This is a genomic window from Candidatus Baltobacteraceae bacterium (assembly GCA_036559195.1).
Taxonomy (GTDB): Bacteria; Vulcanimicrobiota; Vulcanimicrobiia; order Vulcanimicrobiales; family Vulcanimicrobiaceae; genus JALYTZ01.
In genome coordinates this window covers 1-13,574 of the sequence record DATBTN010000006.1, presented here as the reverse complement: position 1 = coordinate 13,574, position 13,574 = coordinate 1, and the positions used below count along the sequence as shown (strand labels likewise).

Genomic DNA, 13,574 nt, shown 5'->3' with positions numbered 1-13,574 from the left:
TGCCGGACCTTACGGAGCCTCGGCGCGAATCCCTCCGCTCGAGGAGTGCCGGTAGGCGAGCTTGCCCGCGACAATTGTCGCGAGCGCGCGACGCGGCAGACGCATGCCGGCAAACGGCGTGCTCTTGCCTTTCGAAGCGAACTTCGCGGGATCGACGATCCAATCGCGATCGGCGAAGACCGTGATATCGGCGGTCGATCCGATTCGCAGCGTTCCGCCCTCCACGCCGAGAATGCGGGCCGGATTGACCGAGAGCAGTTCGACGTAACGCGCGATCGGCAGATCCGCAACGGCGAGCGCGAAGGCCCCAACGGCAATCTCGAGACCGCTAAAACCAACCGCGCCGCAATCGAGCGGCGCGCGTTTCTCCGCATCGGTGTGCGGTGCGTGATCGGTAGCGAAGACGTCGATCGTGCCGTCGCGAACGGCGTCGGCGAGCGCGCGCGTATCCGCGGCCCCGCGCAGAGGCGGATTCACCTTGGCGCCGGAGCCGAGGGTTCGAACGCACTCGTCGGTGAGGATGAGATGATGCGGCGTCACTTCGCAGGTGGCCGAAACTCCGCGCGAGCGCAGCGCGCGCACGACCTCCACCGCGCGGCTCGTCGAAAGATGCGCGATATGCCACGCCTTACCGGTGTCGGCGGCGATCAGCAGATCGCGCGCGACGACGATGTCTTCGGCGACGCCCGGACTGCCCGAAACGCCGAGCGCGCGCGAGACGCTTCCCTCGTGCATAACCGCATCGCCCTTGAGGTGGTCGTCCTCGCAGTGCGAGATGAAACATCCCGGTACGTTCGCCGCCGCGCGGGCGGCGTCGCGCAGCACGCGCGCGTTGCCGATCGTGCTGCCGTCGTCGCTAAAGGCCACCGCACCGGCTTTCGCGAGGGCGGCATAATCCAGCGTTTCGATGCCGGCTCGGCCGCGCGTGATCGCCGCAATCGGATAGACTCGGCACCGAGCGTATTCGCGAATCGTTCGTACGAGTTCCGCGATCGTCGCGGGATCGTCGAGGGCGGGCTGCGTGTTGGGCATGCACGCAACGGCCGTGAAACCGCCGGCGACCGCAGCGGCGCTGCCGGTCGCGATCGTCTCCTTCTCGAGCTGGCCGGGCTCGCGCAAGTGCACGTGCATGTCGATAAAACCCGGCGCCACGTAGGCGCCGCCCGCGTCGTACGTCTCTTCGCCCGCCTCCGGCGCAAGGTGCTCGCCGATCTCGGCGATGCGGCCGTCGCGCAGCCGAACGTCCAAACGCGCGTCGATTCCCTGCGATGGATCGACCACACGCCCGCCGCGGAGGAGCATCACTGGGTGCGTTGGCCGTTGACGAGAAAGTCGAGCACGGCCATGCGCACCGAGACGCCGTTGGCCACCTGACGCGCGTAGCGCCACCCGGCAAACTCGAGTACGCTATCGTCGAGCTCCACGCCGCGATTGTACGGCCCGGGGTGCATGACGATCACGTCGTCGCGCAACCGCGCCAGCCGTTTGTGGTCGAGCCGGTAGCGCGCGATGTATTCCTCGTCGGAGATCGGCATATCGGCGAATCGTTCGCGTTGTATGCGAAGCAGCACGATCGCGTCGACCTCCGGCAGGACCGCATCGAAGTCGCGCTCGACCCGCGTGTTTTCGCCCAAGAGTTCTTTGGTTAGAAATCCGTCCGGTGCCACCAGCACGATCTCCGCGCCCATGCTCCGCAATCCATGGATCGATGAGTGCGCGACGCGGCTATGGGCGACGTCGCCGACGATCGCGATCTTTCGTCCGCGCAGGTCGCCGAACTCCTGACAGAGCGTGTAAATGTCGAGCAGCGCTTGGGTCGGATGGGCGTGCCCGCCGTCGCCCGCGTTGATGACGTGTCCGTCGAATGCCATCGCAACCTTGCGCGGAAAACCGGGCTCGGGATGGCGAATCACGATCGCGTTGACGCCCATCGCCGCCAGCGTGATCGCGGTATCCTCGATCGTCTCGCCTTTGGAGAGACTGGAATAGTCGGGCCAGAGGGTGATCACGTCGGAGCCGAGCCGCTGCTCGGCTAGCGTAAACGACGTCATCGTGCGCGTGCTGTGCTCGAAGAACATGTTCACGCACGCAACGCCGTCGAGCAGTTTGCCGGGCCGCCGTTTCTCGAACTCGGTCGTCCGCTCGAAGATGTAGTCGATCTCCGAGGCGGTGAGATCGTCGAGATCGATCAGGCTACGTCGCGTCCGCAACGATCGCCACCTCGTCGCTTTCGGCCGCCGTCGCTGCAACGTTCACGACCACGCGCTCCCGGCGGCTCGTGGGAATGAAGCGCCCCACATAGTCGCCCTGCACGGGCAACTCGCGAAGGCCGCGATCGACGAGAACGGCGAGCCGAACCGCGGAGGGACGGCCTAGATCGGTCACCGCATCGAGCGCCGAACGAATCGTGCGCCCCGTGTAGAGCACGTCGTCGATGATCACGACGGTCTTGCCGGCGATGTCGTCGGGAATCTGCGATTCGGGAAGCTGATGCGAAACGGCGTCGTCGCGATAGAGGTTGATGTTCAAAAATCCGAGCGGCGGCTTTTTCCCGCTGATCCGCTCGATCTGCGCGGCGATGCGCTGCGCGAGCGCTTCGCCGCCGCGCCGAATGCCCAGCAAATAGAGCTGCGCTTGGGCATCCTGCGGCTCCAGAATCTGATGTGCCAGGCGTGCGATGATGCGCTCGATCTCCGGCGCGCCGATTAAGAGGCGCTTCTTCGTGGGTGTCGAGGCGCTCATGCGCTCTCCTCCATCTCTTTGAGTGCTTGGCGAACGCGCTGCAGCTCGCCGCGGTAGTCCTGGAGTTTTTCGCGTTCTTTGGCGATCACGTCGGGTTTTGCGTTGGCCACGAATCGTTCGTTGGCGAGTTTGTTCTCGCCCCGCTCGACCTCGGCGCTCAGACGTTCGATGTCCTTGCGATACCGTTCGAGCAATAGTTTGGCGGGCGCCTGTGCGCGCGCGGCGCCGAGTCCCGCCTCGACGCTCGCTCCCTCGGCCGCAACGCGAAGGACGTCGCCGGCGGCGTAGCTCGCAAGCAGCGCAGCGATATCGTCGGGAACGTTCGCCGGGATCTCGATACTCAAGCGCGCCTTGGGGGGCAGACCCATCTCGGCGCGCAGATTTCGCACGCGTTCGACCGCGCCTTGCACGGCTTGGAAACGGGCGGCGGCTTCGCGATCGACCGGAATTTCCTCGGGATCGGGCCACGACGCGGTCACGATCGTGCGGCCGTCGTGCGGCAGCGCGAGCCAGACCTCCTCGGTGATAAACGGCGCGATCGGGTGGAGCAAACGCATCGCGTTGTTCGCTACGAACGAGAGCACCGCCGCGCGAGTCTCGCGAGATTCCGGCGTCTTGGTCGCTTCGAGATACCAATCGCAGAACTCGTACCATACGAAGCTCCAGATCGTCTCGGCGACGCCCCCGAAATCGTAGCGGTCGAGTCCGGCGCTCACCGCTTCGACGGTGTCGTGCAGGCGCGTCAGGACCCACTTGTCCGCAACGGTGAGTCGTGCGGGAGCCGGAAGGGTTCGCGCGGTCGGCAAGCCTTCGGGCAGCGAGAGCATGTAGCGCGTCGCGTTCCAGATCTTGTTATTGAAGTTGCGCGACTCTTCGCAACGAGACTCCTGGAAGCGTACCTCTTGGGCCTCCAACCGCATCTGGCGCATCATGCCCATGCGAAACGCGTCCGCGCCGTATTTCTCGACGAGATCGAGCGGGTCGATGGCGTTGCCGAGCGATTTGCTCATCTTGCGCCCCTGCGCATCGAATATCAGCGGAGAAATGAATACGTCGCGAAAGGGCACGCGGCCCATAAACTTCAGACCGAGCATCGTCATGCGCGCGACCCAGAGAAAAATGATCTCCCACCCGGTGACGAGCACCTGCGACGGATACCACGTTTCGAGTTCGACCGTCGCTTCGGGCCAACCCAAAATCGAGAACGGCCATAGACCGCTGCTGAACCACGTGTCGAGCGTGTCGGGATCGCGCGTGAGCGCTTCCCCGTTAAAGCGCGCGGCTGCGATCTGCAGCGCTTCCGCTTCGCTCTCCGCGACGACGACGTCGCCTTGCGGCGTGTACCACACCGGCAGTTGGTGACCCCACCACACTTGGCGCGAGATATTCCAATCGCGAATATTCGAAAGCCACTGTTCGTACGTGCGGCCGTAGCGCTCGGGAATAAAGCGCAGGCGACCGTCGTGATAGGCCGCGAGCGCCGGTTCGGCGAGCGGTTTCATGGTGAGAAACCACTGCTCCGAGAGCAGCGGCTCGATCACTTCGCCGGTCCGCTCGCTCACCGAAACGGCCTGCCGATAGGCCTGCTCTTCGAGAAGCGTTCCTTGAGCGCGCAGATCGTCCACGATCGCCGCGCGGGCTTCGTAGCGGTCCATTCCATGGTAGCGGCCGACGGCGATCTCGGCTCCCGTCACGCGCGCGTCGAGATCCAGCACCGAGGGCATCGCGAGCCCGTGCCGCAATCCGATCTCGTAATCCGTCGGGTCGTGGGCGGGAGTCACCTTGACCGCGCCGGTTCCAAACTCCATCTCGACGGCGGCGTCGGCAACGATCGGAATCTCCCGATCCAGCAGCGGCGGAACGAGTACGGTCTTTCCAATGAGATGGCGGTAGCGTTCGTCGTCGGGATGGACGGCGATCGCCACGTCGGCGAGCATCGTCTCCGGACGCGTCGTCGCGATCTCGATTCCGTCGCGATGCGGCGATCCGGCAAACGGATAACGGATCTTCCACAGAAACGCATCGCGTTCGACGTGCTCGACTTCCGCATCCGAAATCGTCGTGCGGGCCTTGGGATCCCAGTTGATCAAACGCTTTCCGCGGTAGATGAGCCCTTCGCGATAGAGCTGCACGAAAACGCGGCGCACCGCGGCGGAGAGCCCTTCGTCCATCGTGAAGCGGTCGCGCGCCCAATCGGGTCCGAATCCGAGGGCTCGAAACTGCTCGAAGATCGTGCCGCCGGTCTCCTTCGACCAGCTCCACGCGCGCTCGAGATACGCGTCCCGGCCGAGCGCTTCACGCGACGTTCCTTCGGAGTTCAACTGGCGAACGAGCACGGCTTCGGTAGCGATCGCGGCGTGATCCGTGCCCGGCAGCCAATTCGCGTTGTCGCCAAGCATGCGGTGATAGCGCGTGAGGACGTCCATCGTCGTGTAGGTCGACCCGTGTCCGAGATGGGCGCGCGCCGTCACGTTGGGCGGCGGCATGCAAAGAACGAACGGCGGGCGCGCCGGATCGGGCTCTTCGTGGAAGTAGCCGGCAGCCTCCCAGTGCTGGTAGAGGCGCGACTCGACGCTCTTCGGGTCGTAGTTCTTGGGTAGTTCGGTCACGGGTGGGGTAGCGCTCACGGTCCGCTTGCGTTCAAGAATCGACCCGGCGAAGCCTCGCGACGGCTTCCGCGACGATTCGCGCGCGCAGCGCGGATTGCAGACCCGCGTACCGGCGCTCCCAAAGATCGGTCGCCCCGCCGGCGGAAAAGAGCGCGTCGCGCTCGAGCGCCGCGATCAATGCATCGCGGTCGCGTTCGGGGTCGAGGCCGAGCGCCCGTGCGGTCTTAAAGATCAGGCTGCCGACGAGCGGGGTGAGGGCGGCGTTATCGTGCATGGGACCTTCAGGCTGGCGCAAAAGAGAACGGCTATGGTGGACGCTCCAATCGTCTTGGATGAACTACGCAAAGACTCCGGCCGCGTCGTCGCATCGAATGCGAGCGCATCCCTGCTCGATATCGGCGACGGCGTGCTCTGTCTCGAGTTCCATAGCAAGGGCAACACGCTCGATCTGGGTACCCTCGAGATGGCCGAGCGTGCGAGCGCAACGATTCCCGGCCGGTACGCTGGGCTGATCGTCGGCAACCAAGGTGCGAACTTTTCATTTGGGGCCAACCTGCAATTCTTGCTCGGTCTGCTCGAAACGTACGAGAACGACCGCGCGGGTTTTCGGGCGATCGGGAAACGATTTCAGCGGCTCACGACGAGCCTGCGCACCGCTCCCTTTCCCGTCGTCGCCGCTCCGTTCGGCCTCACCGTCGGCGGCGCTCTCGAACTCACGATGTATGCCGACCGCGTCCAAGCCTGCGCGGATCTGCGCGCGAGTTTGCCCGAGGTCGCCGTCGGCATCGTCCCCGATCTGGGTGGAACGAGCGAACTGTACGTCCGCTGCGTCGATGCCGTCGGCGATCCGGCAAACGGGCTGCGCCGCGCCTTCGAAACGATCGCGTTCGCCAGAGCGAGTGCCGGCGCCGGCGACGCACGCGAGCTGCATTTCTTGCGCGATGGCGATCGCATCACCGGCGACCGCTCGCGCCTGGTCGACGATGCTAAGGCGACGCTGCTCGAACTCGTCCCCGGCTACGCGGCGCCCCCGCATCGCGCGGAGGTTCCCGTACTCGGCGACGACGGTTTCCATGCAATCGAAGGCGGCATCGCAAGCGCGCTTGCGAGCCGTTCGATCGGCGAGCACGACGCCGAGGTCGGGCGCGCCCTGGCGCGTATTATGACCGGCGGACCGGGCCCGGCGCGAACGGCGAGCCATCGGGAGTTGCTCGATCTCGAAACCGTCTACTTCGAACGGCTCGTCTGGAATCCGAAAACGCGCGCCCGCATGCGCCACATGCTCGATCACGGCGAAGCCCTGCGCAATTAGGGGATGCTGACGACCCGTTTGCCGCGCGTGTGTTCTTTGGGATCGGCGAGATCCGCGAGTGCCTGCTTGGCCTGCGCGAACGGGTAGGTTTCGGCGATCTCGATTTTGAGCTCGCCGCTTGCGGCGCGGCGCGCCAAATCGGCGAGATCGCCGGCGCGCGCGTCGAGCATGACGTAGCGAACGTTGACGTCTTCGGGAAAGGCGCTCTGCGCCGGGCCGCCCAACGGCGAAACCAGCGTTCCGTCGCGCCGAACGGCTCCCGCGCTGCGCAGCAATGCGTCTCCGGAATTGATGAGATCGATCACGACGTCGACGCCGTCGGGATATCGCTTCCCGAGTTCGACGATCGGATCTCCGGCACCGTAGTCGATCACTTCTTCCGCTCCAAGCGTGCGCACGTATCCCGTGTCGGCCGGTTTTGCGGTGACGATGACGTGCGCGCCGCGCGCTTTAAGCAGTTGAATCGCGAAGAGCCCGATGCCGCCGGTCGCGCCCAGGATGAAGACGTGCTGATCTTCGTGGATGTCGCTCGCGCGCACGATCGTGACGGCCGTCAAGCCCGCTTCGGGAATGGCGGCGGCCCGCTCGAAATCGAGTTCGTCGGGGAGATGCGCGAGCCGCGGGTCCGTTCCGCCGATCGTCGCAAACTCCGCCAGCGTTCCGCTCTCGTGAAACAATCCGAAGACGCGCTCGCCGATCGTATAGCCTTCGACGTCCTCGCCGACGCCGGCGATCACGCCGGCTCCGTCCATTCCGGGTACGTGGGGAAATTCGACGGGAAAGCGCTCCTTGAGAGCGCCGCCGATCAATTTTACGTCGAACGGATTGACGGCTGCGGCGTGCAGACGCACGAGCACGTAGCCGTCCTTCAACTCGGTGGTCTTGATTTCGGTCAGCCGCAACTGCGACGGCGGGCCGTACGAGTCGGCGATAAGGGCTTTCATACTTCCCGCGACCCCCGTCTACCGGCCTCGGTTGCACGCCCCTTGGTTCGTGCGAGCTCTAGGCGACTTCGAAGAGGCCCGCAGCTCCCATGCCGCCGCCGACGCACATCGTTACGACGACATAGTTTACGCCGCGGCGTTTGCCTTCGATCAGTGCGTGCATGACCATCCGCGCGCCGCTCATACCGTACGGATGGCCGATCGAAATCGCGCCGCCGTCCACGTTAAAGCGATCGTTCGGAAGTCCGAGGGTATCGCGGCAATACACCGTTTGCACGGCGAACGCTTCGTTCAATTCCCACAGCCCGATATCGTCGATGCGCAGACCGTGGCGCGCGAGCAGTTCTGGAATCGCGAACACCGGGCCGATGCCCATCTCGCCGGGTTCGCATCCGCGCACCACGAGCCCGCGATAGAATCCCAAGGTTTCGAGCCCGCTCGCTCGCGCGGCTTGCGCGTCCATCACAACCACGGCGGCAGCGCCGTCGGAGAGCTGCGAGGAGTTTCCCGCGGTGATCGGCGAGTTCGGATCGAGCACGCCCTTGAGCGCGGCGAGCCCCTCGAGCGAGGTCTCGGGACGATTTCCTTCGTCTTTTTCGAGGCGTACGTGCGTTTCCGTAAAGCGCCCCGTCGATGTGTCTTGCACGTACGTCCAACTCGGCAGCGGCACGATTTCGTCGTCGAATCGTCCGGCAGCCTGCGCGGCCGCCGTTCGTTGCTGGCTCTGCAGCGCGTACTCGTCCTGCCGCTCGCGGGAAACGCCGTACTTTTTCGAAACGAAATCGGCCGTCTGCAGCATCGGCGTGTAGACATCTGGAACGTGCCGCGCGAGCCACTCCTCCGTCAGGCCGTTCATATTCATCTCGTTCTGCACCATGCTGATCGACTCGGCGCCGCCGGCCACGATCGGTCCGGAGCCGTCGACGATCACGCGTTGCGCCGCCGACGAAATCGCCTGCAGGCCCGAAGCGCAAAATCGGCTGACGGTTTGCCCCGAAACGCTCACCGGTAAACCGGCGCGCAGCGCCGCCGTGCGTCCGAGGTTGTTGCCGGTCGCGCCTTCGGGCAATCCGACGCCGAGAATAACGTCCTCGATCTGCGCGGGATCGAGTTTCGCGCGCTCGAGCGCAGCCTTCACTACATGCCCGGCCATCGTCGCGCCGGGCGTTTGATTGAACGCACCGCGAAACGCTTTGCCGATCGGCGTGCGCGCCGCCGAAACGATTGCCGCTTCACGCACGAGCCAACTCCTTCTCGCGCGCGGCGCCGAGTTCGCCCGCATACCACATCGGTCCGCCGTGGTGCGGCGGAAAGCCGTAGCCGTAAACGTAGGCGATGTCGATATCGCCAGGGCGCAGCGCGATATTGTCCTCGAGTAACTGCGTTCCGCGTGCGATGAGCGCGCCGGTCAGGCGGGCGGCGATGTGCTCGTCGCTCGCTTCCGCGTTCTGCGCGATGCCCGCCTTTTGCGCTTCCTCGGCAAAGAGCGCCACGATTGCCGGATCCGCAATCGGCTCGCGGCCTTTGCCCACGGCCTTATCGTAGCGGTAGAAGCCGGCACCCGTTTTTTGCCCGAGCCGCTTCATTTCGACGAGACGATCGACGATGCCGGTGCGGCCCGCGGCCATCTCCGGCCGCGCCCGTGCAATGTGCCACATCACGTCGATACCGGAAAGATCGAACATAGCAAACGGACCCATCGGAAAGCCGAAACGCTTCATCGCGTCGTCGACGCGCTGCGGCGAGACGCCCTCTTCGGCGAACCGCACGGCCTCGCGCGCGTAATCGAAGAGCATGCGGTTGCCGATGAAGCCGAAGGCGTTCGCCGAGAGCACGCAGACTTTGCGCAGTTTCTTGCCGAGCGCGAACGCCGACGCGATCGTGTCGGGCGAGGTTTTGGCGCCGCGCACGATCTCCAGGAGCTTCATAATGTTGGCGGGCGCGAAAAAGTGCAGGCCGACGAATCGTTCCGGGCGTTTGGTGACCGACGCCATCTCGTCGATGTCGAGCGTCGACGTATTCGAGGCCAGAATCCCCTCGGGTTTGACGATGCCGTCGAGTTTTTCGAAGACCGCCTTCTTCACGTTCATCTCTTCAAAAACGGCTTCTACGACCACGTCGGCATCGGCAAGCGCGCCGTAGTCGTCGGTAAAGGCAATCGACTGCGCGAGTTGCCAGGCCCGCTCTTGCGACATGCGGCCCTTCTGCACCTGATGCATGAACATGCCGAAGACCATCTGTTTCGCGCGCTCGACTTGCTCGTCGGCCGGCTCGATCACCGTTACCGGAATGCCCGCCTGTGCGAATGCGATCGCGATGCCCGTCCCCATCGTTCCCGCACCGACGACTCCGGCTTTTTCGATCGCGCGCGCGACCGCACCGTCGAGCCCGGGTATCTTCGCCAGTTCGCGTTCGGCGAAAAAAATGTGACGCAGCGCCGCCGAGGGTGCCGAACGCACCAGCTCTTCGAAGAGCCGCGCTTCACGAGCCAGGCCGCGTTCGAATGGAAGTTCCAGCGCGGCTTCGACCGCATCGATCAGTTTGTGGGCGGCGAATCCGCCGTTCTCCTCGGGCGGCACCATCTTGTGCGCCTGCGCGACGACGTACGGCAGCGCCGCATTTGGAATGTTCTTCGCGATCGTGGGTTTTCGCGCGGAAACGCGTCGTTTTTCGAGCAGCTCGCCGCTCGCGAGCCGCGCGAGGATCGTCTCGAGCAGATCGCCGTCGACGACGTCGTCGAGAATGCCCCGCTCCTTCGCGGCGCCGGCCTTGAGACTCTCGCCCTTGAGCATAAGCTCCAAGGCGGCTTGCGCGCCGATCAATCGCGGCAACCGCTGCGTGCCGCCCGCGCCGGGCAGGAGCCCGAGTTTGATCTCCGGCAGGCCGACCTTCGCGTCCGGCGACGCAATGCGATAGTCGCACGCGAGCGCGAGTTCGAGGCCGCCGCCCATCGCCGTTCCGCCAATCGCCGCGACGTACGTCTTGGTACCGCGCTCGATCGCGGCGATCGCGTCGCGAACGGTTTTCGTTTCGGGCGTCGGCTCGGTCGCGAAGTCGTTGACGTCCGCACCGCCGCTGAAAAGCCCGTTCGCACCGATGAAGACCACCGCTTTCACCGAGGCCGCCGCCTCGGCGGCGTCGATTGCGGCCAGCAACAGCGCGGAGAATGCAAACGAGAGGGCGTTGACCGGTGGATTATCGAGCGTGACGATGCGAACCGAGCCCCGGTCCTCGATGCGCGGCTGCGCCATCTTAGGCGGGGACCGCAGCCTTGCGGTCGAGATCGAACGCGTTCTCCGGCAGCGTCATTACGTCGCCCGAACCGTCGATGATCTGGCGCTTAAGCCAGGCTCCTTGGCTGAGAACGTGCGTCGTGTAGAACTTCGCCGTCGTGAGTTTCGCGGCGTAGAAGTCGCGATCGGCCGTACCGGCGGCGAGCCGTTTCGAGGCCGCCTGCGCGGCGCGCGCCATTTGCCACCCGCCCGCGACCACCCCCCAAAGTTTCAGGTAAGGGACGCTGCACGCGAATGCCGTATGCAGATCGCCCATCGCATTCATGCCGATCCATTGCGAGGTTTCGGCGAGCGTTGCGATGCCTTTTGCCAACGGCCCCGCGATGGCTTTGAGCGCCGCGTCGTCGCTGCCGGCGAGCTCTTCGGCGAATCGCTGCATCGCTTTGATCGTGGTCGTCGCGGTCGCGCCCATGTCGCGAATCACTTTGCGCCCCACCAGGTCGAGCGCCTGGATGCCCGTCGTGCCTTCGTAGATCGTCGTGATGCGCACGTCGCGATACTGTTGCGCGATGCCGGTCTCTTCAACGTAGCCCATACCGCCGAAAACTTGCAGCGCCGTCGAACACACCTCTTGCGCGGTCTCCGTACACCAGCCCTTGACGACCGGAATCATCAGCTCGATAAACGCCTTCGACTCTTTGCGAACCTTCTCGTCGGGGTGGCGATGCGCGAAGTCAAGCGACGCGGCGGTAACGTAGGAAAGCGCGCGCATCGCCTCGATCTGCGCTTTCATCGTCATCAACATGCGGCGCACGTCGGGATGTTCGATAATGCGAACGGCTGCCGGATTGCGCGATGCGGCATCGCGACTCTGGACCCGTTCTTTCGCGTACGTGAGGGCGCTCTGATAGGCGCGATCCGCAACGGCCAACCCCTGCACGCCGACGCTGAAACGCGCGGCGTTCATCATGACGAACATGTACTCGAGACCGCGATTGGGTTCGCCGACGAGATAGCCGATCGCCCCGCTGCCCGCGTCGCCGTAGTTCATCGTGCACGTAGGATTGCCGTTGATGCCGAGTTTGTGTTCGATTCCGGCGCACACGACGTCGTTGCGTTCGCCGATCGATCCGTCGTCGTTAACCAAAAACTTCGGAACGATGAAGAGCGAGATACCTTTCGTGCCTTCGGGAGCGTCGGGCAGCCGCGCGAGAACGAGGTGAACGATATTTTGCGCGAGGTCGTGCTCGCCGAAGGTAATGAAGATCTTCGAACCGGTCACTCGGTACCGATCGCCCTCGGGAACCGCCTTGGTGCGTACCGCCGCGAGGTCCGATCCGGCTTGCGGCTCGGTCAAGCACATCGTGCCGGTCCACACCCCGGAGACGAGCTTGGGGATGTAGCGCTTCTTTTGCTCTTCGGAGCCGCAGAGTTCGATCGCTTCGATCGCGCCCTGATTGAGCAACGGACCGTTCGCGAAGCCAATGTTCGCGGCATTCCACATCTCGAGAGTCGGCCCCAGCAGCAGTTGGGGAAGCCCTTGGCCGCCGTACTCCGCCCCGACGGGCAGACCGATCCACCCGGCGTCCGCGAACTGCTTGTAGGCAGCCTTGAAACCGGTGGGCGTGGTGACCTCGCCGTCCTTCCACGTGCAGCCCTCGGTATCCGAGACCCGGTTGAGCGGATCGAGCACGCCGCTTGCGAAGGCACCGGCTTCCTCGAGGATCGACTCCAGAACCTCGGTCGTCTCCTCGAATCCCGCGATCTTCGCCACCTCGTCGATACCGGCGAGCTCGCGCAGCACGAACTGCATGTCGCGCAATGGGGCCTGATAGGTGCTCATCAAAACATTGATATTTTTAATATAGCGACTTTTCCTGCAAGCTAGATCTCTAGGCGCGCCTCGTTCCGGTGCAGAAAACCGGCGCCATGATCGATGCCGCACCCGTCCGTACCGGCCAGCCTATCCCGCCCGCCGTCGCGGCGCTCGGCACCCCGCGCCCGGCGCTCGTCGTCTGGCTCCGGCACGTTGGTTGAACGTTCTTTGCTGAGCCGCTCGCGCAGTTGCGCGAGCTCCGACCGAACTTCGCCGCTCTGGGTGTAAGCGTACGCTTCATCACCATCGGCTCGCAAGCAAAAGCCGACGCGTTCTGCGCCCCGGCGGGTGCGGCCGGCCTGTGCATCGGCGATGAATCCAAAGCCAGTTATCGCGCGCTCGGATTCGAGGAGTTCAACCTCCTTCGCATCTTTACCGATCCGGCGTTGCGCAAGCGACGCGCGGAAAACAAGGCAGCCGGTTTCAAGCAAGATTGGGGCGCGACCAAACTCAAAGACAGCGCCCAATTGCCGGGCGCCGCGTTTATCGATTCAGAGGGTATCGTTCGCTGGATCTATCGCGGCCATCACCCCGGCGATCTCCCACCGATGCGCGAGATGCTCGAGATCGCCCGCCTCAACGCATAACAAGCCAGCCTCGTCCTTCGCCAGGCTCGTCCTTCGACAGGCTCGTCCTTCGACAGGCTCAGGATGACAATGGGTTATTGCCGCGTTATTGACAAAAGGGAGCCGTTGTTTGACGGCTCCCTTTTTTTCGTTGTTTTTTAGGGCTTAGGGTTTAGAGATCGCCGCACGAGACGTAGCGTTTGGGGTTTTTCGCGTCGTGCACGTTGATCGCGTAATGGCCGTCCTCGAGCTGCTTGAGGGTTACGCCGCTTATGGTGCTCATCGAGGTTCC

Annotated in this window: 11 protein-coding genes; 2 read left to right on the top strand and 9 right to left on the bottom strand. The window is 64.4% G+C overall.

Annotation, left to right across the window (positions count from 1 at the left end):
- Positions 1-9: 9 nt before the first annotated feature.
- From VIG32_00910 to VIG32_00890, 5 genes are read right to left on the bottom strand one after another with little or no spacing between them, the layout of a single operon-like run.
- Positions 10-1,302 carry a dihydroorotase gene (locus VIG32_00910; protein HEY8296570.1) on the bottom strand — a complete coding sequence of 431 codons (1,293 nt, stop codon included), beginning with the start codon at positions 1,300-1,302 and terminating at the stop codon, positions 10-12.
- Positions 1,302-2,210, bottom strand: coding sequence for an aspartate carbamoyltransferase catalytic subunit (locus tag VIG32_00905; protein ID HEY8296569.1), 909 nt, complete (start codon positions 2,208-2,210; stop codon positions 1,302-1,304). Before VIG32_00905 ends, VIG32_00910 begins: the two co-directional genes overlap by 1 nt.
- Positions 2,194-2,742, bottom strand: a complete 549-nt coding sequence (pyrR, locus tag VIG32_00900; protein HEY8296568.1) for a bifunctional pyr operon transcriptional regulator/uracil phosphoribosyltransferase PyrR — start codon at positions 2,740-2,742, stop codon at positions 2,194-2,196. Before pyrR ends, VIG32_00905 begins: the two co-directional genes overlap by 17 nt.
- On the bottom strand, positions 2,739-5,369 hold the full coding sequence (locus VIG32_00895; protein ID HEY8296567.1) for a valine--tRNA ligase: 2,631 nt from the start codon (positions 5,367-5,369) through the stop codon (positions 2,739-2,741). Before VIG32_00895 ends, pyrR begins: the two co-directional genes overlap by 4 nt.
- 13 nt (positions 5,370-5,382) lie before the next feature.
- Complete coding sequence (locus VIG32_00890; GenBank protein HEY8296566.1) at positions 5,383-5,625, bottom strand: hypothetical protein; 243 nt, start codon at positions 5,623-5,625, stop codon at positions 5,383-5,385.
- A 54-nt stretch (positions 5,626-5,679) separates the two neighbouring features.
- Between VIG32_00890 and VIG32_00885 the strand changes: the two genes are divergently transcribed.
- Complete coding sequence (locus VIG32_00885) at positions 5,680-6,663, top strand: enoyl-CoA hydratase/isomerase family protein (GenBank protein HEY8296565.1); 984 nt, start codon at positions 5,680-5,682, stop codon at positions 6,661-6,663.
- On the opposite strand, the gene VIG32_00880 is transcribed toward VIG32_00885, so the two are convergent.
- From VIG32_00880 to VIG32_00865, 4 genes are read right to left on the bottom strand one after another with little or no spacing between them, the layout of a single operon-like run.
- Entirely contained in the window at positions 6,660-7,607 is a 948-nt protein-coding gene (locus VIG32_00880; protein ID HEY8296564.1) for an NADP-dependent oxidoreductase, read from the bottom strand. The two genes, VIG32_00885 and VIG32_00880, sit on opposite strands and share 4 nt — an antisense overlap.
- Before the next feature lie 58 nt (positions 7,608-7,665).
- Positions 7,666-8,847, bottom strand: a complete 1,182-nt coding sequence (locus tag VIG32_00875) for an acetyl-CoA C-acyltransferase (protein HEY8296563.1) — start codon at positions 8,845-8,847, stop codon at positions 7,666-7,668.
- A complete protein-coding gene (locus VIG32_00870; protein ID HEY8296562.1) occupies positions 8,840-10,858 on the bottom strand; it encodes a 3-hydroxyacyl-CoA dehydrogenase NAD-binding domain-containing protein in 2,019 nt (672 codons plus the stop codon). Before VIG32_00870 ends, VIG32_00875 begins: the two co-directional genes overlap by 8 nt.
- A 1-nt stretch (position 10,859) precedes the next feature.
- The gene (locus VIG32_00865) at positions 10,860-12,683 is read right to left on the bottom strand and encodes an acyl-CoA dehydrogenase C-terminal domain-containing protein (protein ID HEY8296561.1); all 1,824 of its coding nucleotides are present in this window, start codon (positions 12,681-12,683) and stop codon (positions 10,860-10,862) included.
- Between the two features lie 221 nt (positions 12,684-12,904).
- Between VIG32_00865 and VIG32_00860 the strand changes: the two genes are divergently transcribed.
- Positions 12,905-13,303: a peroxiredoxin-like family protein gene (locus VIG32_00860; GenBank protein ID HEY8296560.1), complete on the top strand. Its 399-nt coding sequence runs from the start codon at positions 12,905-12,907 to the stop codon at positions 13,301-13,303.
- The last annotated feature ends 271 nt before the right edge of the window (positions 13,304-13,574 follow it).